The sequence below is a fragment of the Parazoarcus sp. PS-13 R2A genome (assembly GCF_057621855.1).
Genome location: NZ_JBYEXN010000014.1, coordinates 1 through 22,732, shown reverse-complemented (window position 1 = coordinate 22,732; position 22,732 = coordinate 1). Strand labels below are relative to the sequence as shown.

The 22,732-nt window shown below is 63.7% G+C and carries 17 protein-coding genes; 6 read left to right on the top strand and 11 right to left on the bottom strand.

The features are described 5' to 3' along the window. Positions 1–310: 310 nt before the first annotated feature. The 4 genes from urtB to AC22G6_RS13750 all read right to left on the bottom strand — a co-directional run bounded on the left by urtB (position 311) and on the right by AC22G6_RS13750 (position 4,373). Positions 311–1,930, bottom strand: a complete 1,620-nt coding sequence (gene urtB / locus AC22G6_RS13765; RefSeq protein WP_487367240.1) for an urea ABC transporter permease subunit UrtB — start codon at positions 1,928–1,930, stop codon at positions 311–313. A gap of 182 nt (positions 1,931–2,112) precedes the next feature. After that, the gene (gene urtA / locus AC22G6_RS13760; protein WP_108949837.1) at positions 2,113–3,369 is read right to left on the bottom strand and encodes an urea ABC transporter substrate-binding protein; all 1,257 of its coding nucleotides are present in this window, start codon (positions 3,367–3,369) and stop codon (positions 2,113–2,115) included. A gap of 115 nt (positions 3,370–3,484) precedes the next feature. Then, positions 3,485–3,970 carry a hypothetical protein gene (locus tag AC22G6_RS13755; RefSeq protein ID WP_487367239.1) on the bottom strand — a complete coding sequence of 162 codons (486 nt, stop codon included), beginning with the start codon at positions 3,968–3,970 and terminating at the stop codon, positions 3,485–3,487. Between the two features lie 16 nt (positions 3,971–3,986). Further along, positions 3,987–4,373 carry a DUF6152 family protein gene (locus AC22G6_RS13750; RefSeq protein ID WP_487367238.1) on the bottom strand — a complete coding sequence of 129 codons (387 nt, stop codon included), beginning with the start codon at positions 4,371–4,373 and terminating at the stop codon, positions 3,987–3,989. A gap of 354 nt (positions 4,374–4,727) precedes the next feature. On the opposite strand from AC22G6_RS13750, the gene AC22G6_RS13745 reads away from it, so the two are divergent. The 3 genes from AC22G6_RS13745 (at position 4,728) to AC22G6_RS13735 (ending at position 7,556) form a co-directional block, all read left to right on the top strand. After that, positions 4,728–5,351 carry an OmpW/AlkL family protein gene (locus AC22G6_RS13745; protein ID WP_487367237.1) on the top strand — a complete coding sequence of 208 codons (624 nt, stop codon included), beginning with the start codon at positions 4,728–4,730 and terminating at the stop codon, positions 5,349–5,351. A 112-nt stretch (positions 5,352–5,463) separates the two neighbouring features. Beyond that, on the top strand, positions 5,464–6,897 hold the full coding sequence (gene dbpA, locus AC22G6_RS13740) for an ATP-dependent RNA helicase DbpA (protein WP_487367236.1): 1,434 nt from the start codon (positions 5,464–5,466) through the stop codon (positions 6,895–6,897). A gap of 59 nt (positions 6,898–6,956) precedes the next feature. Next, complete coding sequence (locus AC22G6_RS13735) at positions 6,957–7,556, top strand: RcnB family protein (protein WP_487367235.1); 600 nt, start codon at positions 6,957–6,959, stop codon at positions 7,554–7,556. 27 nt (positions 7,557–7,583) lie between these two features. On the opposite strand, the gene AC22G6_RS13730 is transcribed toward AC22G6_RS13735, so the two are convergent. Both AC22G6_RS13730 and AC22G6_RS13725 read right to left on the bottom strand, forming a co-directional pair. Continuing rightward, positions 7,584–8,108: a M48 metallopeptidase family protein gene (locus AC22G6_RS13730; protein WP_487367234.1), complete on the bottom strand. Its 525-nt coding sequence runs from the start codon at positions 8,106–8,108 to the stop codon at positions 7,584–7,586. A gap of 17 nt (positions 8,109–8,125) precedes the next feature. Beyond that, complete coding sequence (locus AC22G6_RS13725; RefSeq protein ID WP_487367233.1) at positions 8,126–10,003, bottom strand: ABC transporter ATP-binding protein; 1,878 nt, start codon at positions 10,001–10,003, stop codon at positions 8,126–8,128. 208 nt (positions 10,004–10,211) lie between these two features. Here AC22G6_RS13725 and gorA point away from each other — a divergent pair, with 208 nt between their 5' ends. After that, on the top strand, positions 10,212–11,549 hold the full coding sequence (gorA, locus tag AC22G6_RS13720) for a glutathione-disulfide reductase (protein ID WP_487367232.1): 1,338 nt from the start codon (positions 10,212–10,214) through the stop codon (positions 11,547–11,549). A 39-nt stretch (positions 11,550–11,588) separates the two neighbouring features. Here gorA and AC22G6_RS13715 read toward each other — a convergent pair whose 3' ends face one another. The 3 genes from AC22G6_RS13715 to AC22G6_RS13705 form a co-directional block, all read right to left on the bottom strand. Further along, positions 11,589–12,554 (bottom strand): response regulator, encoded by a 966-nt coding sequence (locus tag AC22G6_RS13715; RefSeq protein ID WP_487367231.1) that lies wholly within the window; start codon positions 12,552–12,554, stop codon positions 11,589–11,591. Further along, positions 12,551–16,039 (bottom strand): ATP-binding protein, encoded by a 3,489-nt coding sequence (locus AC22G6_RS13710; RefSeq protein ID WP_487367230.1) that lies wholly within the window; start codon positions 16,037–16,039, stop codon positions 12,551–12,553. Before AC22G6_RS13710 ends, AC22G6_RS13715 begins: the two co-directional genes overlap by 4 nt. 101 nt (positions 16,040–16,140) lie before the next feature. Next, positions 16,141–17,583: a TolC family outer membrane protein gene (locus AC22G6_RS13705; RefSeq protein ID WP_487367229.1), complete on the bottom strand. Its 1,443-nt coding sequence runs from the start codon at positions 17,581–17,583 to the stop codon at positions 16,141–16,143. A gap of 353 nt (positions 17,584–17,936) precedes the next feature. Here AC22G6_RS13705 and AC22G6_RS13700 point away from each other — a divergent pair, with 353 nt between their 5' ends. Both AC22G6_RS13700 and AC22G6_RS13695 read left to right on the top strand, forming a co-directional pair. Beyond that, on the top strand, positions 17,937–18,566 hold the full coding sequence (locus tag AC22G6_RS13700; protein WP_487367309.1) for a transglutaminase-like cysteine peptidase: 630 nt from the start codon (positions 17,937–17,939) through the stop codon (positions 18,564–18,566). 34 nt (positions 18,567–18,600) lie between these two features. Then, entirely contained in the window at positions 18,601–20,514 is a 1,914-nt protein-coding gene (locus tag AC22G6_RS13695; RefSeq protein WP_487367228.1) for a bifunctional diguanylate cyclase/phosphodiesterase, read from the top strand. Positions 20,515–20,559: 45 nt separating this feature from the next. On the opposite strand, the gene AC22G6_RS13690 is transcribed toward AC22G6_RS13695, so the two are convergent. Beyond that, positions 20,560–20,889 carry a tryptophan synthase subunit beta like protein gene (locus AC22G6_RS13690; RefSeq protein WP_108949849.1) on the bottom strand — a complete coding sequence of 110 codons (330 nt, stop codon included), beginning with the start codon at positions 20,887–20,889 and terminating at the stop codon, positions 20,560–20,562. Positions 20,890–20,919: 30 nt separating this feature from the next. Beyond that, on the bottom strand, positions 20,920–22,732 hold a 1,813-nt coding region (locus AC22G6_RS13685), incomplete at its 5' end, for a type I secretion C-terminal target domain-containing protein (RefSeq protein WP_487367227.1).

Sequence of the window (22,732 nt, the reverse complement as noted above, 5' to 3'; positions counted from 1 at the left end):
GCCTCCTTGGTTGCCTTGATTCGTTGTTGCCCGACGGGCAGTGCCTGCGATTCGCGATGCATGGGGTATTCGTTCTGCAGGCTGCGGAACTCACCTTCGCTGCGCTCGGCTCGGACAGTCCTCGCCTGCGCCACGAACACCCCACCCATCGCTGGTTTCTTTGCATCCCATGAGGCGTGAAACCCCACTTCAAGCGCTGGTCGATGGTGGTTGTGCAAGGGCGAGGACAGTCCGAGCGAGTGACACGAGCGAGTTCCGCAGCCCTGGAGCAAATACACCCGACTGGCTCACTCGTGGCACCACGCCAGAATCAGCTATCCGCAAACCGCCCCTTCAGAGCAAAGATCCCCTGCGGCCGCTTCTGGATGAAGATGATGATGAACACCAGCACCAGAATCTTCGCGATCACCGCGCCCGCCCAGCCTTCGAGGAATTTGGCCACGATGCCCAGACCAAGCGCCGCCCACACCGCACCGGCCAGCTGGCCGACACCGCCGAGCACCACCACCATGAAGGCATCGACGATGTAGCCCGTGCCCATGGCCGGACCGACGTTGGCAATCTGCGACAGGGCCAGGCCACCGAGACCGGCCACGCCCGAACCGATGGCAAAAGCCAGCGTATCGACACGTGCGGTCGGCACCCCGACACAACCCGCCATCGGACGGTTCTGGGTCACGGCGCGGACGAACATGCCGAGCCGGGTCTTCTGCATCATCAGCCAGATCAGCACCAGCACGAAGCCGGCAAAACCGATGATCACGATACGGTTGAACGGCAGCACCACGCCGGCTGCGAGCTCGATCCCGCCCGACATCCAGCTCGGGTTGGCCAGCTCGAGGTTCTGCGGCCCGAAGATCACGCGTGCAGCCTGAATCAGCACCAGCGACAGGCCCCAGGTCGCGAGCAGGCTCTCCAGCGGGCGGCCATACAGGTGGCGCAGCACCAGGCGCTCCATCGCGATGCCTACCAGTGCAGCGGCGAAGAAGGCAGCGGGGACGGCCGCGACCACGTACCAGTCGACATAGGCAGGAAGATAATTGCGAAACAGCCCCTGCACCATGAAAGTGGCGTAAGCACCGACCATCAGCAGTTCGCCATGGGCCATGTTGATGATGCCCATCACGCCGTAGGTGATGGCGAGGCCCAGCGCGGCAAGCAGCAGGATGGAGCCGAGCGACAAACCGGAGAACACGGTACCGATGGTTTGCGCCGTGGCGATACGACCATCGATTGCGCTGATCGCGGACTCGGCCGCGGCACGGACTCTGGCGTCAGGCTCAACCCAGGTGGCCTGCTTGCCCTCACCCTGCTTCTCGAGCAGCGCGGCGAGCATGTTCTTGACGGCCGGGTCGGACGATTCGCCGAGAGCCTCGACCGCCTTCAGGCGCTTGGCCGCATCGGCAGAACCCAGGTTGATACGGGCAGCGGCGCGACTGATCACGCTGCGTACAGCCTCATTCTGTTCGCTGGCGAGGGTACGCTCGAACAGCGGCAACAGCGCTTCGCTGGCGTTCTCGATCAGCACGTTGGCGCTGGCCAGACGCGTTGCTGCATCGGGTGAAACCAGCTCGAACGCAGCGTTCGCGGTGGCGATCGAGCGCCGCACGCGGTTATTCACGGTGATGGTATCGACATCGGCGACGGCAAGCTCGAGCGCTTCACCGCTGGCGGCATCGCGCACGGTCTCGCCATCGAGAATCACGACCTTCTCTGCTGCCACGCCCAGATTGCCGGCCTCAAGCGCGTTCACCACACGGCGGGCATCCTCGCTGCCATCCACGCCAAGTGCTTCAATCGCACTGATGCGGCTGGAAAAATCACCGGCAAAGCCGGCGACCAGCGCAGGATCGAGCGCGGCGCGGGCGGGACTGGAGAGGGCGACAAGGGTGGCGAAGAGCAGCGCGAGCCGCATCAGCAATCGGTTCATTGCAGGCTCCATCGGATCATCCGCCCGAGCAGGGCGAAGTCGGAACAATCAATTACGGCCGGGCCAAGGTGAAACCCCTGACCGGAAAACACGGCTCCAGGCACATCCCCGGAGCACAGCCCGGCGCGACACATGCGCACCGGGCACCGGCAAGCGTCAGATGACGATCGCCGGTCCTTTCATCAAAGCCCCTGCTTGCCTTCGTTGCCGGCAATGAACGGACTCCAGGGCTGAGCACGGATCGGCGACTTCGTCTTCCACACCACGTCGAACTGACCGTCGGCGCGCACTTCACCGATGTAGACCGGCTTGTGCAGGTGGTGGTTGGTCTTGTCCATGGTCAGGGTGAAGCCCGACGGTGCCTTGAAGGTCTGGCCGCCAAGCGCAGCGATCACCTTGTCGGTATCGGTGCTCTTGGCCTTCTCGACCGCCTGCTTCCACATGTAGATACCGACATAGGTCGCTTCCATCGGGTCGTTGGTGACCACGGTATCGGCATTCGGCACACCGTTCTTCTTCGCCCAGGCCTTGTACTTGGAGATGAAGGAATCGTTCTCGGGGTTCTTCACCGTCATGAAGTAGTTCCAGGCGGCAAGGTGACCGACCAGCGGCTTGGTATCGACGCCGCGCAGCTCTTCTTCACCCACCGAGAACGCCACCACCGGCACGTCCGTCGCCTTCAGGCCGGCGTTGCCCAGTTCCTTGTAGAAGGGCACGTTGGAGTCGCCGTTGATGGTGGAGATGACTGCCGTCTTCTTGCCTTCGGACGCAAACTTCTTGATGTTGGCGATGATGGTCTGGTAGTCGGAATGGCCGAAGGGCGTGTAGTCCTCCATGATGTCCGACTCGGCCACGCCCTTGCTCTTGAGGAAGGCGCGCAGGATCTTGTTGGTCGTGCGCGGATACACGTAGTCGGTGCCGAGCAGCACGAAACGCTTGGCCGAACCACCCTCTTCGCTCATCAGGTATTCCACGGCGGGAATGGCCTGCTGGTTGGGGGCTGCACCGGTGTAGAACACGTTCTTCTCAAGCTCTTCGCCTTCGTATTGCACCGGGTAGAAGAGCAGACCGTTGAGCTCCTTGAACACCGGGTTCACCGACTTGCGGCTCACCGACGTCCAGCAGCCGAACACTGCGGCCACCTTGTCCTGCGCCACGAGCTGGCGGGCCTTCTCGGCGAACAGCGGCCAGTTGGAAGCGGGGTCGACCACCACAGGCTCGAGCATCTTGCCCATCACGCCGCCCTTGGCGTTGATCTCTTCGATCGTCATCAGCGCAACGTTCTTCAGCGCGGTCTCGGAGATGGCCATCGTGCCCGAGAGCGAGTGCAGGATGCCGACCTTGATGGTGTCGGCTGCATGTGCGCCAATCGGCGCGCCGATCGCTGCGATGGAAGCGGAAAGGGCCAGTGCCTTGATGAAGCTGCGACGAGTCTGCATGTGGGTCTCCCAGTAATCGGTAGTAGGAGCGCATTGCTGCGCTGCAATGCCAGATTAGGGATTCACCGCTGGAACAGGAATACGCAAGATTGCGTAGGAGGGGCAAGACCGTGCCTTACGAATACCCCACCAGACGCCCGAGCAACAGCACCACCAGCCAGGCCAGCAGCGACACGAGCGCTGCGAAGCGCACCCGCCCGGGCAGCTTAGACGCTGCGGTTTCCGAACGCAGCAAGGCATCGAGCCCGATCGTGCGCAGGGCCAGTGCATTGGCCGTCGCCACACCCACGATCATTATCTTCGCCAGAAAAAGGCTGGACGCAGCGTACTCGGTGGCACGCGCGATGAACATCAGCCCCCCCGCGCCCGCGGCGAGCATCAGCCCGAATGCTGCGGTACGCGTCAGCACGTGCCACAGCGGCGCCAGTGGCAGCGCGCGCCACGCGCCGAGCAAGCGCAGGTCGAGCGGGACGATGGCACCGACGAGCAATGCCACCCCGAGGATATGAGCAGCGTTGACCAGCGGATAGACCCACACCGAAGCCCGCAGCGAGCGCGCAAGCACCGATCCCTCGAGAGCAAGCAGCCAGCTGTCGATCATGGGCGCAGCTCAAGCCTCAGGACTTGCGGTCGGGGTAGAGGTCGTAACTCTTGCCATCAATGATGATGCGTTCAGCCTTCATCACGCGCTGCTCAGGGTTGGCCGAACGGTGACCATGCACCGTGATGACGCGGCCAACACCGAGCATCTCGTCGCTAAGGCCGGCACGCTCGTTGCGCCACGGCTGCCCGACTTCAACCACCCAGTCTTCATCCTTTACGGCGACATTCAACTCCCCGTGCGGGTTGCCCAGACGCGCCTTGGTGATCGTGCCGGTCAGCTCGAACTCCACGTCCGTCGCCCACGCCCAGCCGTGATGCGCGAGTGAGGCCTGAGCCACGAACATGCCAATGACCAGCGCCAGCCCGGCCAGCCACACCTGAGATTTCGCGAACGTTTTCATCTCCACACCTCCTCGTCGATCCGTCCATGGAAGACTGCTCCGGCCACACACCGGCACAAGCGCTGCCTTGTCTGAATCAGCATGGACAACGAGAAACGGAAAAAGCGCCCGTCGTCCGCAAGTTTTCCGCCGGGTGACGCTATGAATCCGTGCCTTGCCTGACGCGGCCTTTCCACAGGCCAAGGCGGCAGGGATGACTTTTCGGGGAAGACGGACAGGATGGCACACAGAGTGCGCAGCCCGTAAAACCCACACACTACTAAGGGTTATTTTGACCCCGGTCAAAATCGCAGAAATTCCGCAGCAGTAGCATTCGTCGCGTTTCAGTTCTGCTGTCACTACTAGGGAGTAAAGATGAAAATGAATATCGCCGTCGGGATCCTCGCTGCCGCTTGTGTCCTGTCCTCCGGTGCCGCTTTTGCAGACGAAAGCGGCTTCATGGTTCGCGCCCGTGCCGTGTCCCTGGACTGGGACAACAACAATGGCGACAACCTTCAGCATGCCGGTGTCGGCAAGGTTGAAGCCGACAACCGCTGGATCCCCGAAGTCGACATCAGCTACTTCTTCACCAAGAACATCGCTGCAGAACTGGTCCTGACCTACCCGCAGGAAGTCGACATCAAGACTTCCGCGCTCGGCAAGATCGGCAGCGTCGATGCCCTGCCGCCGTCACTCCTCGTTCAGTACCATTTCACCGAACTCGGCGCCTTCAAGCCCTATGTTGGTCTGGGTGTGAACTTCACCATGTTCACCGACCGCAGCTTCGACACCGCGCTGGGCAAGGTCTCGGTGGACGCCAACACGGTGGGCCTGGTCGCCCAGGTCGGCGCCGATTACATGCTGAACAAGAACTGGTCTCTGAACATCGATGCCAAGTACATCCAGATGGAAACCGACGTCAAACTCAATGGCGGCAAGATCGGTAAGCTCGGGTTGAACCCCCTGACCCTCGGCATCGGCGTCGGCTACCGCTTCTGACCTTGCTGCAAGGTCCCGCTTTCAAGGCACCTCCGGGTGCCTTTTCTGTTTGCGTCGTGAGCAGCATGCGCGCCAGTTCGGGTCTCATACCGGGGGCACCGTATAATCCGGTATGAACTCGACACCTGACATCCCCGAAGACGGCGCTGCGCCTGACACACCCGTCTCTGCTGCGCCTGCATTCGCCGAACTCGCCCTCGCGCCCGAAGTCCTGGCCAACCTTAACCAGCTCGGCTACCTCACGATGACGCCAATCCAGGCTGCGGCGCTTCCGCTGGCGCTGGGCGGGCACGATCTCATCGCACAGGCCAAGACCGGCAGCGGCAAGACGGCCACCTTCGCCCTCCCGCTGCTGGGCAAGCTCAATGCGCGCAGCACGCGGGTTCAGGCGATGGTGCTATGCCCCACGCGCGAACTGGCCGACCAGGTCGCCAAGGAGATCCGGCGCCTGGCGCGCGCAGCCGAAAACATCAAGGTGCTGACCCTGTGTGGCGGCTCGCCGATCCGTCCGCAGATCAACAGCCTGGAGCACGGCGCGCACGTCGTTGTCGGCACGCCGGGACGCTTGCTCGACCACCTGCAGCGCGACACGCTCAGACTCGAAGCCCTCAACACCCTGGTGCTGGACGAGGCTGACCGCATGCTGGACATGGGCTTCTTCGACGACATCGTCGCCGTTGCCGACGCCTGCCCGCCGCACCGCCAGACCCTGCTGTTCTCCGCCACCTACCCGGACGGAATTGCACGCCTTGCGGCACGCTTCCTGCGCCAGCCAAAGACGGTCAAGCTCGAGGAGCAACACGACAGCGGCAAGATCCGCCAGCGCTTCTACGAAGTCGAGCATGAACAGCGCCTTGAAGGCGTGGTGAAGCTGTTGCAGCACTATCGCCCGGTCAGCACCCTGGCCTTCTGCAACACCCGCCAGCAGTGTCGCGACCTGCTCGAGGTGCTGCAATCGCACGGCATCCACGCCCTTGCCCTGCACGGCGAGCTGGACCAGCGCGAGCGTGACCAGGTACTGGTGCAGTTCGCCAACCGCAGCTGTTCGGTGCTGGTCGCCACCGACGTCGCCGCCCGTGGCCTGGATATCGCCGGGCTGGAGGCGGTGATCAACGTCGACGTCACCCCCGACCCGGAGATCCATGTACACCGTATCGGCCGCACCGGACGTGCAGACGAGAACGGCTGGGCGCTGAGCCTGGCCAGTCGCGCCGATCAGCGTCGCATCGCCGCCATCGCGGAGGCGCAGAAGTTCGAGCCCGAATGGCACAAGCTCGATGAACTCGAAGCGGTCAGCGACGCACCCCTGCTGCCGCCGATGGCGACCCTGCAGATTCTCGGCGGACGCAAGGACAAGATCCGCCCCGGCGACGTGCTCGGCGCACTCACCGGCGAAGCCGGCTTCACCCGCGAACAGGTCGGCAAGATTCAGGTCACCGATGCTTACACCTATGTGGCCGTTGCCCGGGATATCGTGTCGTTGGCCGTTCGCAAACTGGCAGACGGCAAAATCAAGGGAAAGAAGGTCAAGGTCAGGTCGATATAGGCGCTTCACCGCGCTGCAGCGCGCCCTGATCAGGACCTCGTCAATCAAGGACGGAAAGCATGACGAATGGAATGATCAAGGGGCGCCTGCTGGCCACCTTCGCACTCGGCCTGCTGCTGAGCACCCCCGGCTTTGCCGAAAAACCCGAATGGGCCGAGAAGGACAAGGGCAAGGACAGATACGAGCAGCGCGACAAGGGCAACAAGACGCGCGCCGAGACGAAATCGCAGTCTCGCGAGGAGCGGCAGGAACGCAGCAACAGCGCCCGCGACGACAGGCGTGATGATCGAAGCAGTGACCGACGTGACGACCGCAAGTACGACAGCCGGGAACGCTCGAGCAGCTATCGATTTCGGGATCACGACCACGATCGTGTCGTCATCCAGAACTACTACCGCAAGACCTATTCCAGCAAGCATTGCCCACCCGGGCTGAGCAAGAAGGGGAACGGCTGCATGCCCCCCGGACTGGCCAGGAAATGGTCGAAGGGACGTCCCTTGCCGCGCGATGTCGTCTTCTACGACCTGCCGCCGGCCATCGTGATCGAGATCGGCGCGCCACCGGCGGGTCATCGCTACGTGCGCGTTGCAGCCGACATCCTGCTGATCGCGATCGGTACCGGCATGGTGGTGGATGCGATCGAGGATCTGCGCTGGTAAGTCCGCTGCCGGAACGCCGTACCCGAGCTAGGGTGCGGGCGTTTCCGGGCCGGCCGACCACAGCGGCTGGCCACCCGCATCCAGATGACAGAGGTACACCCTCAGGTCGAACTCAAGCTGGTGATAGGCCGGCTCCATGTGCGCGCACAACTGGTAGAAGGCCTTGTCATGGTCCTTCTCCTTCAGGTGCGCGAGCTCGTGCACCACGATCATGCGCAGGAACTCCGGCGGCATGTCGCGAAACACGCTGGCGATGCGGATCTCGCGCTTGGCCTTGAGCTTGCCCCCCTGTACCCGCGAGATGCTGGTGTGGGTACCGAGCGCGTGGCGCACGACATGCAGCTTGTTGTCGTAGTTCACCCGCGACAGGGGTGCGGCCTTGCGCATGAAGTCCTGCTTCAGCCCGGTCACGTAGTCGTAAAGTGCGCTATCGGTACGCACCGCATGCGCCTCCGGGTAGCGTTGCGCCAGCACATCCGCCAGCCTGCCCTGCTCCATGAGCTGACGAACCTGGGCAAGGAGGGCTTCGGGGTAGCCGCTGAGGTATTTCATCGTTTCGCCCCCCGCACTCAGGCAGCCTGCACGACTTCGTCCGCGACCTCGTCCCCGGCCTCTTCGCCAAGGAAGCCGCCGCTCTGGTGCGACCACAGCCGCGCATACAGTCCGCCCTGCGCCATCAGGCTGCGATGGTCGCCTTCCTCGACGATGCGCCCCTTGTCGAGCACGATCAGACGGTCCATCGCGGCGATGGTCGACAGCCGGTGCGCAATCGCCACCACTGTCTTGCCCTCCATCAGGCGGTACAGACTGGCCTGGATCGCCACCTCGACCTCCGAATCGAGCGCGCTTGTGGCCTCGTCCAGCAGCAGGATGGGCGCATCCTTGAGCATAACGCGCGCAATCGCGATGCGCTGACGCTGACCGCCCGAGAGCTTCACCCCGCGCTCGCCGACATGCGCATCGTAGCCGGTGCGCCCGTGGGGATCGGTGAGGGTCTGGATGAAGTCATGGGCCTCGGCGCGCCTGGCCGCCGCGATCATGTCTTCATCGGTCACATCCGGGCGCCCGTACAGAATGTTGTCGCGCACCGAGCGATGCAGCAGCGAGGTGTCCTGCGTCACCATCCCGACCTGGGCGCGCAGGCTGTCCTGGGTCACCTGCGCAATGTCCTGCCCGTCGATGAGGATGCGCCCCTGCTCGACATCGTAAAAACGCAGCAGCAGATTGACGATGGTGGATTTGCCCGCACCCGAACGCCCGACCAGTCCGATCTTCTCGCCGGGGCGGATCACGAGGGTCATGTCGTCGATCACCCGCCGGGCTTGGGGGCCGGTCGCACCGTAGGCAAAGCTCAGCTGCTCGAAACGGATCTCGCCACGGCTGACCTTGAGCGGCTGCGCATCCGGGCGGTCCACAACCTGATGAGGCCGGGCCAGGGTGTTGATGCCGTCCTGCACCGTGCCCACATGCTCGAACAGGGACGCCATCTCCCACATGATCCAGTGCGACATGCCATTCAACCGCAGCGCCATCGCGGTTGCGGCCGCCACCGCACCGACACCCACCGCGCCCTGTGTCCACAGCCACAGCGCAACGCCTGCCGTGCTCATGATCAGGCCCATGCTCAGGGTGTGGTTGACCACCTCGATGCTGCTCACCAGCCGCATCTGCGCATGCACGGTGTGCAGAAACTCCTGCATCGCGCCACGCGCATGCGTGGCTTCGCGCCCGGCGTGGGAGAACAGCTTCACCGTCGCGATGTTGGTGTACGCATCGGTGATACGGCCGGTCATCAGCGAGCGTGCGTCCGCCTGCGAACGCGAAACCTTCGACAGGCGCGGCACGAACCACCACAGGGACAGCAGATAGCAGCCCAGCCAGCCGATGAAGGGCAGCAGCAGCCAGCTGTCGAAGCCCCCCACCACGACGATCATGGTGACAAAGTAGATGGTGACGAACACCAGGATGTCGGTGAGGATCAGGATGGTGTCGCGCACCGCGAGAGCGGTCTGCATCACCTTTGCAGCAACCCGCCCGGCAAACTCATCCTGATAGAAGGCCATGCTCTGGGCCAGCATCATGCGGTGGAAATTCCAGCGCAGCCGCATCGGAAAATTTCCCGCCAGGGTCTGGTGCTTGAGCATGGTCTGCAAGGCCACCAGCGCGATGCTTCCGCCGATGATCCCCGCAAGGAGCAGGACGGTGCTGCCTTCTTGGGCCCACAGGCTTGCCGGCTCCACTTTCGCCAGCCAGTCCACCACCCGCCCGAGCATCGCAAACAGCAGCGCTTCGAAGGCGCCGATGGTGGCCGTGAGCAGCGTCATGCCGGCAATGAAGGGGCGCAGACCGGTGGTGCCGGCCCACAGGAAGGCGAAGAAGCCGCGCGGCGGCGAGGAAGGTGCAGCCTCGGGATAGGGGTCGACCAGCTTTTCAAACAGACGAAACACGCAAAGACTCTCCATGAATACCGGCGGACTTTCAGAGCCGCCGGTCAGTCGACAAGCGGTATACCAGAAGATGCCCTGCGGACCTGATGCAGGATGAAAACAGCCACGACGGATCCGGCATCCGCATTCATGCCTGCACAGAATTTGGTACTGTAAGAACAAGACGGTCAGCGGCGACCAATCCGCTGCACATACAGGAGAGACGGGCATGAGCGAGTACGACTATCTGGTGATCGGCGGCGGCAGCGGCGGCGTCGCCACTGCGAGACGGGCGGCGGAATACGGCGCACGCGTGCTGCTGATCGAAGGCGGTCGCCTCGGTGGCACCTGCGTGAACGTGGGCTGCGTGCCGAAAAAGGTCATGTGGTACGCCGGCGGCATCGCGCAGACCCTGGCAGATGCACCCGGCTACGGTTTCACCGTTGGCCAGACCTCATTCGACTGGGCCACGCTGAAGCATTCGCGCGACGCCTACATCGACCGCCTCAACGGCATCTACGCCAACATGCTGGAAAAAGCCGGCGTCAGCCTGGTGCGCGGCTTCGCACGCTTTGTCGATGGCCGCACCGTTGAGGTCAATGGTCAGCACTACAGCGCCGAACACATCGTGATCGCCACCGGCGGACGGCCCTCGGTACCTGAGATTCCGGGCGCCGTCCTCGGCATCACCTCGGACGGTTTCTTCACCCTCGACCATCTGCCCGCCCGGGTTGCGGTAGTCGGCAGCGGCTATATTGCGGTCGAGCTCGCCGGGGTGCTCAATGCACTCGGCAGCAAGGTCACCATGCTGGTGCGCGGCGAGCAGCTGTTGCGGCCCTTTGACGCGATGGTGCGTGAAGAGCTGATGACGCAGATGAAGGACGATGGCGTAAACATCCTGACCAGCACCCAGGCACGTTCGGTCGAGCGCACGCAGAGCGGCGCGTTGCGCGTTGAATGCGATCAGCTCGACCTCGAGGTCGATACCCTGATCTGGGCCATCGGCCGCGAGGCCAATACCGACCGGCTCGACCTTGCCAACGCCGGCATTACCGCCGAGGCCGGCGGCGTGATCGTCACCGACCCCTTCCAGAACACGTCCACATCGGGCATCTATGCCATTGGCGACATCACCGGCCGTGCCGAACTGACGCCGGTGGCCATCGCCGCAGGACGCAAGCTCGCGGCCCGACTGTTCAAGGGTGAAGCCGACGCCAGGCTCGACTACGACAACATTCCGACGGTGACCTTCAGCCATCCGCCGATCGGCACCATCGGCCTCACCGAGGACGAGGCGCGCAAGCAACACGAAACGGTCAAGGTCTACACCACCCGCTTCACCGGCATGTACAACGCGATGACCGAGCACAAACCCAAAACCGCGATGAAGCTGGTGTGCGCCGGCGCAGAGGAGCGCGTCGTCGGCTGCCACATCATCGGCGAAGGCGCGGATGAGATGCTGCAGGGCTTCGCCGTGGCGATCAAGATGGGCGCCACCAAGGCCGACTTCGATTCCACCGTGGCCATCCACCCGACCAGCGCAGAAGAGCTGGTGACGATGCGCTGACGCCCGTGCCGCTCAAGGGTGCGCGGCGGCCATCGTCCGCTAGGCCCCCTCGCTCGCGGCGCGGATCTTTGCCATCGCCATCGACGCCGCGGCCGTGCGGGTTTCGACGCCGAGCTTCTCGAACACATGTTCGAGGTGCTTGTGCACCGTGCGCGGGCTGGTACCGAGAATGTCGCCGATGTCGCGGTTGGTCTTGCCCCGGATTACCCAGTAGAGCACCTCGGCCTCGCGCCCGGTGAGGCGGAAGGCTGCGATCAGGGCCTCGATCGCGCTGGCGTCGTTCTCTTCGCGCAGCACCACCAGCCACTCTTCGTCGCCAGTCTGATCGTGGAACGAGGCCAGCAGGCGACGTGCACCTTCGCTCGCCACCAGGCCGGGCACCTCACGACGCTCGCGCCGCGCGAGTTCGGCAGCCATGATCCAGTCGAGCAGGCGCGGCGGTGCAATCTCGCTCGGTTCGCTGCGCTCGGGCTCGAACCAGCTGCGGATCAGCTGGCGCGCCAGCGGCGTCTGCCATACCAGGCGCCCATCGCTTGCTCGCACCGCGACCGTTGCCTGGCCGAAGGCGTCGAGGGCGCTGCGGGCCTGCTTCATCTGACGCGCGTTCTGTACATGGGCAGCAATGCGGGCGAGCACCTCGGCGGGCTTGATCGGCTTGGTCACATAGTCGGCGCCACCGGCGGCAAACGCCGCAACCACATGCTCGGTTTCCGTGAGCCCGGTCATGAAGATGAGCGGGATCGCGCGGGTCGCAAAATCGGCCTTGAGCCGCCGCGCGACCTCGAAGCCGTCCATGCCGGGCATCAGCGCATCGAGCAGCACGACATCGGGCAGGCTCTGGCGCGCGCGCGCAATCGCGCTCTCACCGTTGGTGGCGACCAGTACCAGATAGCCGGCTTCGTCGAGCGCATCGTGCAGCAGCGCGAGGTTCTCGGGCACGTCGTCGACGATCAGCACGATGCCTGCAGCAGTTGGGTCGGCAGCACTCAGGGCAGATGGGCTCATGATTCCGGCAAGTCCTTGCGACACAGTATTTCGCGCATGGCGTCGAACTGAAACTGACGCGCGAGCTCGCGCTGCACCCGCACGAACTCGGCATACTCGGGTGCCATGCGTTCGATGTCAGCCAGCCGGGCAAGAATACCGCGCAGGAAACCCAGTTCGATCAACTCGTCGAGCGCCCGCAGCTCGGCGGCCGGAGGCAGCACTAGCTGTTCCACCTCGACCGTGGGCACACTTTCCGCAGCCGCGGCCGGCGCATCTGCCCACACCCATTCCAGCTGCAGACGGCGACCGATCCAGTCGAGCAGCTCCTCCACGCGGATGGGCTTGAGGATGAAGTCCTCCGCGCCGATCCCGACATCGTGATCCAGCCCCTTGTCGAAGGCATTGGCCGAGATGATCGCCACCGGCGCCTCGTCGAGCCCGGCTGCACGCAGCCGCCGGATGGTTTCCCAGCCGTCGATGCCGGGCATCGCCAGATCCATGAAAATCAGGTGGGGGCGGAAATGCGGTACCAGTTCGAGGCAGTCGTAGCCGGACTCGGCCTGACCGACCTCGAAGCCGAGTGGCTCGAGCAGATTCGCCAGCAGTTCGCGGTCGACACGCTCGTTATCTACCGTGAGAATGCGCCGCCGCACACCTTTGTAGCCAATGCGCTGAACGCGCGGCAGCACCTCCGCGGCCTGCGCGTCGTGCAGTTGCGGCAGAAAGAGGCGGACGCGAAACACGCTGCCGGCGCCGGGCTGGCTGTCGACGCTGAGCTCACCTCCCATCAGGTCGGTGAGCATCTTGCTGATCGTCAGCCCCAGCCCGGTGCCCGTCGTCGTGCTGCCGCGGGCACTGCTGCCGCGGGCGAAGGGCTCGAAGACATGCGCGATCTCGTCTGCAGCGATGCCGGGCCCGCTGTCTTCGACCTCGAACAAGGCCATCTCACGGCGGTAGGTCAGGCGCACGCGAACCGTGCCGCGCGCGGTGAATTTCACCGCGTTGCCGATGATGTTGATCAGGATCTGGCGCAGACGCTTCTCGTCGGCACGCACGAACTCCGGCAGCGTGCCAACGATCTCGAAGTGGAAGCCGAGCCCCTTGTTGCGCGCCTGCAGCTCGAACATGGCCACCAGCTGGCGCACGAACTCGGCGAAGGCCAGCGGGCGCATCTCGAGTGCAAACTTTCCGCCCTCGATGCGGGCAATGTCCAGCGTGCCCTCGATCAGCGACAGCAGGTGCTCGCCGCTCCTGCGAATCACGCTCACCGCCTGCCGCCGCTGCGGCGGGATGGTCTCGTCGCCATCGAGAATCTGCGCATAGCCGAGGATGCTGTTGAGCGGCGTGCGCAATTCGTGGCTGATCGAGGTGACGTAGCGACTCTTGGCCTGATTGGCCTGCTCCGCCACGCGACGCGCGTTCTGCAGCTGCTCGTCGGTACGGCGGTGGGATTCGATCTCTTCCATCAGCAAGCGGGTCTGGCGGTTCGATTCCTCCTGCGCCACCTGCCGGCTCTTGTGCGTCAGCACCATCCACCAGGCCGCAATACCGCCCATCAGGAACAGGGCAGCAAAGGCCTTGAGCAGCACGCCCTTCAGATCGCCCCGTAGCATCTCGCCGGGGTAGCCGGCGGCCAGGTCGACGCTGCGCGCGATCAGTTCATGGTAGTAGAGCGTGCCGAGCAGCAGACCGAGAAAGGCGGTGATTCCGATCATCAGCAACAGGTAGTGACCGAGCCCGGCATCGAGATAGGGCAACAGGGATTTCGGCAGCAGTTTCTGCAACAGCTCCGACCACTGCACTGACAGGCGTGCATGGGGCTTGCACTGATCTTCGCAGCGCGCATCGAGCGAACAGCACAGCGAGCAGATCGTGCCCTGATAGGCCGGGCAATGGCTGGTGTCCTCGGGCTCGAAGTGCTGGCCACAGATGCAGCACTGGCGGGTCGCCACCCGGGTCTTGCCACCGGTGTTCACCGGTTCGGGCGTCCGCGCAAGGTAGTAGCGTCCCTTGGTCAGCCACGCGATCAGCGGCGAGGTGAACAAGGCCACAACCAGCGCCACGAAGGGCGCATAAGGCTGCAGCGCCGGGCCGAACAGGCCGATGAAGGTACTCACCGACAGCGCCGAGGCGATCAGCAGCGCCCCGACGCCGACCGGATTGATGTCGTACAGGTGGCTGCGCTTGAATTCGATGCCCGGTGGCGACAGGCCGAGCGGCTTGTTGATCACCAGGTCCGCCACGACAGCGACCATCCATGAAATCGCGATGTTCGAATACAGACCGAGCACCTGCCCGAGCGCCTGAAAAACGTTCATCTCCATCAGCAGCAGCGCGATCAGGATATTGAACACCACCCAGACGACGCGCCCGGGGTGGCTGTGGGTCAGCCGCGAAAAGAAGTTCGACCACGCCAGCGAGCCGGCATAGGCATTGGTGACGTTGATCTTGAGCTGCGACACAATGACGAACAGCGCCGTCACCACCACTGCCCACAGGCTGCTGTCGAACACCGCGGAGAAGCCGAGCAGATACATCTGATTGGGATCGACCGCCTTGTCCGGCGCCATGCCGTTGCGCAACAGCATCCACGCCAGCAGGGCTCCACCCAGCATCTTGACCACGCCAATCAGCACCCAGCCCGGCCCGCCCAGCACCACGCCGAACAGCCAGCGCCAGCGATTGGTCGCGGTACGCGCCGGCATGAAGCGCAGGTAGTCGGCCTGTTCGCCCATCTGGGTAATGAGCGCGATGCCGACGGTCATGGCGCCGGCGAAGAGGTGGAAGTCGAATGCCCCGCCCTGCCCGTCGACGCCCGGGTACTGCCACAGACCGGCGAGTGCTGTCGGCTCTTCGCGCAGCAGGAAGAAAAATGGCAGCGCGAGCAGGAACAGCCACACCGGCTGGGTCAGGGTCTGCAGCTTGCTGATCACGGTCACGCCATGCGTGACCAGCGGTATCACCACCAGCGCGCAGATCAGGTAGCCCCAGCTTGGCGGGATACCGAGCGCCATCTCGAGCGCGTAGGCCATAATCGCGGCTTCAAGTGCGAACAGGATGAAGGTGAAGGAGGCGTACACCAGCGAGGTGATGGTCGAGCCGATGTAGCCGAAACCGGAGCCGCGGGTCAGCAGATCCATGTCCACGCCGTAGCGTGCGGCGTAGAGGCTGATCGGCAGACCGGTGAGGAAGATGATGAGGCCGATCGCGAGGATGGCCCAGAAGCTGTTGATGAAGCCGTAGCTGACCAGCATGGTCGCGCCGACCGCTTCGAGCACCAGAAAGGACGCCGCGCCAAACGCGGTGTTGCCGACCCGGAACTCGGACCACTTGCGGAAGCTGCGCGGGGTGAAGCGCAGCGCGTAGTCCTCGAGCGTTTCGTTGGCGACCCAGGTGTTGTAGTCGCGCCGGATCTTCACCACCCGCTGTGGCGCGGCGCCGTGTCCGTCCGTCTGCGCAGCAGCGTCAGGGAGGCGGTCGGAAGGAGAATCGGCAGCGTTCATCGGACGTAAGAATGGCGCAATGCAAAAAGCGATTGCGCCATTCTATGTGAGCCCGGCCGGCATCATGCCGTTTGTTCGGCAGCGACCGACCGGAGATCGCCTTACTTTGCCGCGCCCATTTCCTTCAGGGTCTTGGCGAGCAAGGCGGCCTTGTCGATCTGCAGCGGCGCCGGGGCATCGGGCGGACACAGGCTGGCGGGGTCGATACCGTCGCGGTCCTGCCCTGCATCGACAGCACTCGGCAAGTCATCGCGCGAAACGTCGAGCGCACGCATCAGGCGCCCCATGCCCGACAGGGTGCGGGCCTCGGCGGTCAGACCGTCGTATCGCGCATTGGTATAGGCACGACGCGCCTGAAAGTACTCGTTCTCGCTATCGAGCAGGTCGAGCAGGGTACGCTGGCCGATGTCGAACTGGCGACGGTAGGCCTCGCGTGCCTTCTCGATCGAAAGCTGATGCTGGTCGAGGTAGCGCAACTGCTCCTGGATTCGCTGCACATCGTTGTACGCAATCGACACTGTCTGACGCAGGTCGCGGCAGGCCTTGTCGCGCAGATCCTTGGCCTGATTGAGCGATTCGGCCGCCTGACGAATGCGGGCGTCGTCCGAACCACCGCGGAACAGGTTGTAGGTCAGCACCAGCTCTACCACGCCATCACGTGTGCGGCCATCATAGTTGTCGAGGTTGCGGTCGATCGCCTGGCTGGCGCGCAGATCCACGCGGGGGTGGTAAGCCGCCCGGCGGGTTTCGATTGCGGCCTGGCCGGCACGCACGTTCTCGACCGCGGCGTTGAGCGACGGGCTGGTGTTAAAGGCGTCGCGCAAGGCGTTCGCTGCGGTGGGCGGAATGCCCGCGACACCCAGTCTGTCTCCCAGCGGGGTGAGCGCGTCGGCCGGCAGTTCGCCAACCACGCGCTGATAGCGGCTGCTGACATCGTGCAGGTTGGACACCTCGGTCAGCAGATTGGATTCGGCCAGGGCCAGACGTCCGGTCGCCTGTTCCAGATCCACGCGACGGCCGACGCCCGCGCCGGCGCGTTCAGCGATCTGGTCGTACACCAGCTTGTGTTCGACATAATTCTGCTTTGCGAGCGCAACCAGGTCACGGTAGCGCTGCACGTCAGCATAGGCACGCACCGCCTCGAGCGCGGCCGACTCGGACGCATCGATGATTTCGTAGTAGCGCGCGAGACGGGCATAGCCGAGGCGGGCCACCTCGCTGCGGGTGTAGAAGCCGTCGTACACCATCTGGTTAAGCGACAGGGTGGCGTTGCTGTGCGTGTAGTAATCCGTCGAACTGCCCTCGAGCTTCTCACTCTCACGGCCAATACTGGTGCTCAGGTCGATCTGTGGCAGGTAGCCGCCGCGCGCGGCATCCTGGTCGGCACCGGCTGCGCGGAATGCGTGCCAGCGTGCCTGCACCTCGGGGTTGCTCACAACGGCCTTGCGCGCAGCGTCGCGCAGCAACTCGGGGGCCGACGCAGCGGCAACAACAGGCAGGCTCGTCAGGACCGCAAGCGAGACCAGCATACGAATTCGTTTCATGGAAACTCCGACACTTCTGAGTAGTGAATGAGCAGCATTGAGCGTTGCCCAACTTGAGCAGGAAGAATCATAACCGCCTTGGCGCGCTGCACAATGCGCACAATTCAACGCTCGCGCGAAGAAACCACGCTGCAAGCACCAGCCAGAAGGCATTCAGCACATTAGCATGGGCATCACTCAACCCAGATAAAAGTCACGCTGCGCCGGTCACAAGAACAGCACAAGACGCTTCGATTCCGGATAATGCAGAGACAAGCACTCCCAGAGCCCCGATGCCCCTGTCCGACCGACCGCTGTTTTCAGTCTGCCTGCCCCTGGACAGATGCTGGCGCGCGGGACAACGGGCCGTGCTCATGCTCGGACTCGCGATCGGTCTGTGCGCAGCGGCGCCAGACCTCGACCGCATGCAGACGCTTGCCGTGGCCCGCTATGGCGACCCGGCCGGCGAAGCGGTCGCCGCATGGCGCCGGATGATCAGTGAAGCCCGCGAACTGGACGAGGCAGGCAAGCTCGCCAGAGTGAACACCTTTTTCAACCGCCGTATCCGCTTCGTGGACGACATCATCGTCTGGAAGCAATCCGACTACTGGGCCACGCCGCTGGAAACACTCGGCCGCGACGCCGGCGACTGCGAAGACTTCTCGATCGCCAAGTACATGAGCCTGCGTCTGCTCGACGTACCGGCCGATAAGTTGCGACTTGTCTACGTGCGCGCCCGCATCGGCGCTGCCGACAGCACCATCACCCAGGCCCACATGGTACTGAGCTATTTCGAAACACCGAGCGCCGAACCGCTGGTACTGGACAATCTGATTGGCGAGATCCGCCCGGCCGGCCGACGCCCCGATCTGTTTCCGGTTTTCAGCTTCAACAATGAAGGCCTGTGGGTGGGCGGCGGCACCACCTCCGCCGCCGACCCCACCACCCGCCTGTCACGCTGGCGCGACGTGCTCGAACGCATGCGCAGCGAAGGACTGCAATGAACCCGTACCCGAAATTTCCCGGAGCACCCCGTCCATGTCACTGATCAAGCAACTCTGGATCGCCATTGTCGTGGTCACCCTGCTATCCCTTGGCGGCAGCCTGGTGGTGAGCACCCTGGCGGCAAAACGCTACCTGGAACAGCAGCTCAACGTGAAGAACGTCGACAACGCCACCGCGCTCGCGCTTTCACTGTCGCAGATGCCAAAGGACCCGGTCACAGTCGAACTGCAGGTCGCCGCACAGTTCGATGCCGGACACTACCGGGTCATTCGCCTGGTCGGACCCGACGGCAACATTCTCGTCGAACGTACTGCCGAGCCCCGTCTCGACGACGTCCCGGCCTGGTTCGTCCGCCTCGCAGCAATCGAAGCTCACCCCGGTGTGGCGCATGTGCAGGACGGCTGGCAGCAGTTCGCCACCCTGACGCTGGAAAGCCAGACCAGCTACGCCTACACCGAGCTGTGGCACAGCATTCGGCAGATGCTGGTGTGGTTCGCCATCATGGCGGCCGCAGCCGGCGTTATCGGCAGTCTGCTGCTGGGCCGCATCACGGCCCCTCTGCGCAAGCTGGTTGGGCAGGCCGAGGCCATCGGTGAGCGCCGCTTCGTCACCACGCCCGAGCCCGCCACCGCCGAACTGCGCGTCGTGGTGCGCGCGATGAACGCGCTGTCCGAACGCGTGCGCCTGATGCTGGTGGACGAAGCCCGGCGCCTTGAAACCCTGCGCAAGCAAACGCAGGAAGACGCCTTGACCGGCCTGTTCGAGCGCCGCCAGTTTCTCAACGTACTCGGTGCGCAACTGGTCGACCACGATGCACCGACGGGCGGCGCACTGCTGATCGCACGAGTCGGCGATCTGTCCGAACTCAACCGCACCCAGGGCCGGGAGTTCGCAGATGCCCTGCTGCGAGCGCTGGCAGATGCCATCCGCAAGCAGATCGGGGAGCAGCCGACATGGGTCGCGGGCCGTCTGAACGGAAGCGACCTTGCGATCCTCGCCCCGGGTGTTGCCTATCTTCCGCTATGGGCCGAGAGCCTGGTCAAGGCTTTGCACGACGTAGCGGACAAGCACGTCACCGGCGGAGACAGCACGGGCATCGCCCTGCCCATCGCCGCGGCCCTGTACTCCCCCGGCGAAGCACTGCCAACGGTGCTGACCCGCACCGATACGGCGCTGGCCGAAGCCGAACTGGCCGGCGGGCGGGCGGTTCAGCTCGACGCCTGGGTGCGCCTGACGCAGCCTCAGCGCGACCAGTCGCAATGGCATCAGCTCATTTCCAGGGCGCTCGATCAGCATGAACTGCGCCTTGAAACCTATCCTGTGCGGGATGGCAATGGCGCACTGGTGCACGTCGAGGCACCGCTGCGCTTGCGGCTCGATGGCGAGTGGCGCGGCGTCGCCTACTTCATGCCATGGGCGGTGCGCCTCGATCTGATGGGGAAGATCGATGCAGCCGTGGTAAAGACTGCGCTGGAACTCATTCGCAACACCGGTCAAGCCGTCGCGGTTAACATCTCGTCCCAGGCCATCCGCAGCGCCGGCTTTCTGGCCGATCTGCTGCACCAACTGGAGATGGCACCCAACGAAGCACCACTGCTGTGGATGGAAGTTCCGGAGCAGGAGGCTGCGCGCAATCAGGCCGAGTTCCGCACGTTCTGCCTCGCGCTCAAACCCCTGGCGTGCAAGCTCGGCCTGGAGCATGCCGGACCGAACTTCAACGCGCTTGGCGACCTGCACGACCTCGGGCTCGACTACCTTAAAGTCGACGCTTCACTGCTTCGCGACCTGGACGGCAACAGCGGCAACCAGGCCTTCGCGCGCAGTCTGTGCATGCTGGCGCACGCTCTGGGCCTGAGCGTGATCGCGGAAGGCGTGGATCACCCTGAGGCCGTCACGATGCTGAGCGATGTGGGCTTTGATGCCATGACCGGCCCCGGCATCCGCTGAGAACGGAAAAAAGGGGCGAGCCCAAAGGCCCGTCCCCCTGCGGGTTCAGATCAAGCCACCATCGTCCCCGCTGCCCAGCAGATTCAGTCCACTGCGCATCGAGGCACGCAAGGACTTGCGCTCCATGAGCTTCGCCTGCGCCTGTTCGGGCAGGTCGGTGAAGCGGATGACATCACGCTCGATCAACAGATCGACGATATCTTCCAGCACCCGGACCAGTCTGAGGTCGGATGCCGTCAGAGTCGCATCGCTCGCCTCCCCCTGCCCGAAAGCCAGCAGCTCCGGCTCGCCATCCTCAACCCACTCGCTGATCGCGCCCTCAGCCTCAAGGCTGGCAGCCACGATGCGTCCCGCTTCATCACGCCTTACGAACACGCATCCATCCTCCGGAAAAAGACTGCTGCATCATTTGTCGATCAGAAGCTGATTATTGGTGATGAGCTGATTAATGATGTCATGACTGCTCAGCGCACTGTCGAAGGTCACATTCTCCAGCACGATGGTCTGATCCTCCGCGCCCGCCGAGTACCCTCCCGCAAAACCGCCACTGCTGCTGACATGCAGCACGGTATTGCCAGAAACCTGCTCGACACTCAGGAAGTTGTCGATCGTTGTGCTGCTTTCGTCCTTAAGCAGATCGGCCAGATCCAGACGGTCGGCGTTACCGGTACCGTCATAGATGCCGACGGTAAAGTCACCAACGGTGTCCACCGCCGGGTTCCCTGCCGTGCCGCCATCGTTGAGCTTCCAGACGAAGGTGTCGGCGCCGAGATCGCCAAGCAGACTGTCATTGCCCCCACCACCCTGCAAGGAATCATTGCCGGAACCGCCCGACAACAGATCGTCGCCTGCGGCACCCACGAGCTCGCTGCCCGGCGCGACAGTGTCTGCGGTCCCAACGATGATCGTGAAGCTCTTTACCGACAGCGCGGTGTCGCCGTTGGGCTCGACCGAACTGGCGCTCACTTGCAGCGCGAAATCCGTGGATGATCCGCTCGGCGACGTAACCGTCAGCGTCGATGTATCCCAGCCTGCAAGGCTGAGCACGGCATCTGCAGACGAGGATGAGTATTCGTTTCCGCTGCCATCGCGCAAAACCGAACCAGCAGGAATGCCGCTCATGCTAAGGCTCGACAAGGCTTCGGAGTTATCCTGGTCCTGCGCGAGCACGGAGATGTCGATCGGATAGCGCGTCTCCAGCACTGGCTGTGTGGTACCCACGTAGGTGAGCCCGGTGATGAAATAGTCGCTCCCGTCCCCGGTTTCGACGCCCGGCCCTTGTGCATAACCGCTTTGCGCCTTGAACACGACGGTGTCGAATGTCCCGCCGCCAGAAACCGACATCGTCACCGAACCCGTGTTCTTGTTGGCAGCAGCAACGAACGTCCCGCTCGCGACCAGCACGCCATTGCTGTACAGCTCGTAAATCCCCTGCTCCGACCGGCCTGCAACACCGTTGTCTTTCTCATACAGATTCGAGAATGTCGCCGTGGCACTGGTCAGCGCATAGTCAAACTTGAAAACAAGCTGCTCGGACGTGTCATGCTCATAGCTGTATCCGATCTGCGTCACGGAACCGGGGTGTGTCCCTGTCGCACCGATCTTCCCCCCCCCAACATAGACGTTCGAAGCGGATACGGACGTCAGCTGCCCGGTCAACGGGTCAACGTTTGCAGCGCCAACCGTCACGCCCGACGTCGAGAACAAGTTCGAACTCGTCAGTGCACCACTCACTGGTGTACCTTGCGAAACGGTAACCTGTACCGGACTTCCAAGCGCGACCGTGAACGATGCTGCATCGGCTACCGGCTCAATATCGATCGACAGGCTCTTTTCGGCACCGAGATCGCTGCCGTCAGTTGGCTTGAACGAGAAGCGCGCGTAATCAGCCTCTTTGTTACCAACTCCAGTCCCGCCAAAGACGTCGCTGCCCGACTCATCAGCGGCAGGGACGAAGCGCAGGCTACCGCTTGCAATATCGGCCTGCGAAATCGTCTGATTCAGCGTCACATCCTGCCAACTGCCACCCGAAAAGACCTGCAGCACTCCATCTTCAGGCAACACAGTGACCTGAATGCCAAGCGATGCAAGATCGGAGTCAGCATCCGTGACGTTGAAGTCGGCCCAGGAGAATACGTAAGCCGTATCCTCGACGCCGTACACCGCGCCATCAGTAGCTGTCGGCGCGGCGTTGACCGGGGTGACCGTAATCACGCCC

Coding starts and splice junctions, on each gene's coding strand:
- AC22G6_RS13700 (WP_487367309.1), top strand. CDS start 17,937: ATGCTCGGACTCGCGATCGGTCTGTGCGCAGCGGCGCCAGACCTCGAC.
- AC22G6_RS13750 (WP_487367238.1), bottom strand. CDS start 4,373: ATGAAAACGTTCGCGAAATCTCAGGTGTGGCTGGCCGGGCTGGCGCTG.
- AC22G6_RS13730 (WP_487367234.1), bottom strand. CDS start 8,108: ATGAAATACCTCAGCGGCTACCCCGAAGCCCTCCTTGCCCAGGTTCGT.
- AC22G6_RS13715 (WP_487367231.1), bottom strand. CDS start 12,554: ATGAGCCCATCTGCCCTGAGTGCTGCCGACCCAACTGCTGCAGGCATC.
- AC22G6_RS13745 (WP_487367237.1), top strand. CDS start 4,728: ATGAAAATGAATATCGCCGTCGGGATCCTCGCTGCCGCTTGTGTCCTG.
- AC22G6_RS13735 (WP_487367235.1), top strand. CDS start 6,957: ATGACGAATGGAATGATCAAGGGGCGCCTGCTGGCCACCTTCGCACTC.
- gorA (WP_487367232.1), top strand. CDS start 10,212: ATGAGCGAGTACGACTATCTGGTGATCGGCGGCGGCAGCGGCGGCGTC.
- AC22G6_RS13695 (WP_487367228.1), top strand. CDS start 18,601: ATGTCACTGATCAAGCAACTCTGGATCGCCATTGTCGTGGTCACCCTG.
- AC22G6_RS13710 (WP_487367230.1), bottom strand. CDS start 16,039: ATGAACGCTGCCGATTCTCCTTCCGACCGCCTCCCTGACGCTGCTGCG.
- urtB (WP_487367240.1), bottom strand. CDS start 1,930: ATGAACCGATTGCTGATGCGGCTCGCGCTGCTCTTCGCCACCCTTGTC.
- urtA (WP_108949837.1), bottom strand. CDS start 3,369: ATGCAGACTCGTCGCAGCTTCATCAAGGCACTGGCCCTTTCCGCTTCC.
- dbpA (WP_487367236.1), top strand. CDS start 5,464: ATGAACTCGACACCTGACATCCCCGAAGACGGCGCTGCGCCTGACACA.
- AC22G6_RS13755 (WP_487367239.1), bottom strand. CDS start 3,970: ATGATCGACAGCTGGCTGCTTGCTCTCGAGGGATCGGTGCTTGCGCGC.
- AC22G6_RS13705 (WP_487367229.1), bottom strand. CDS start 17,583: ATGAAACGAATTCGTATGCTGGTCTCGCTTGCGGTCCTGACGAGCCTG.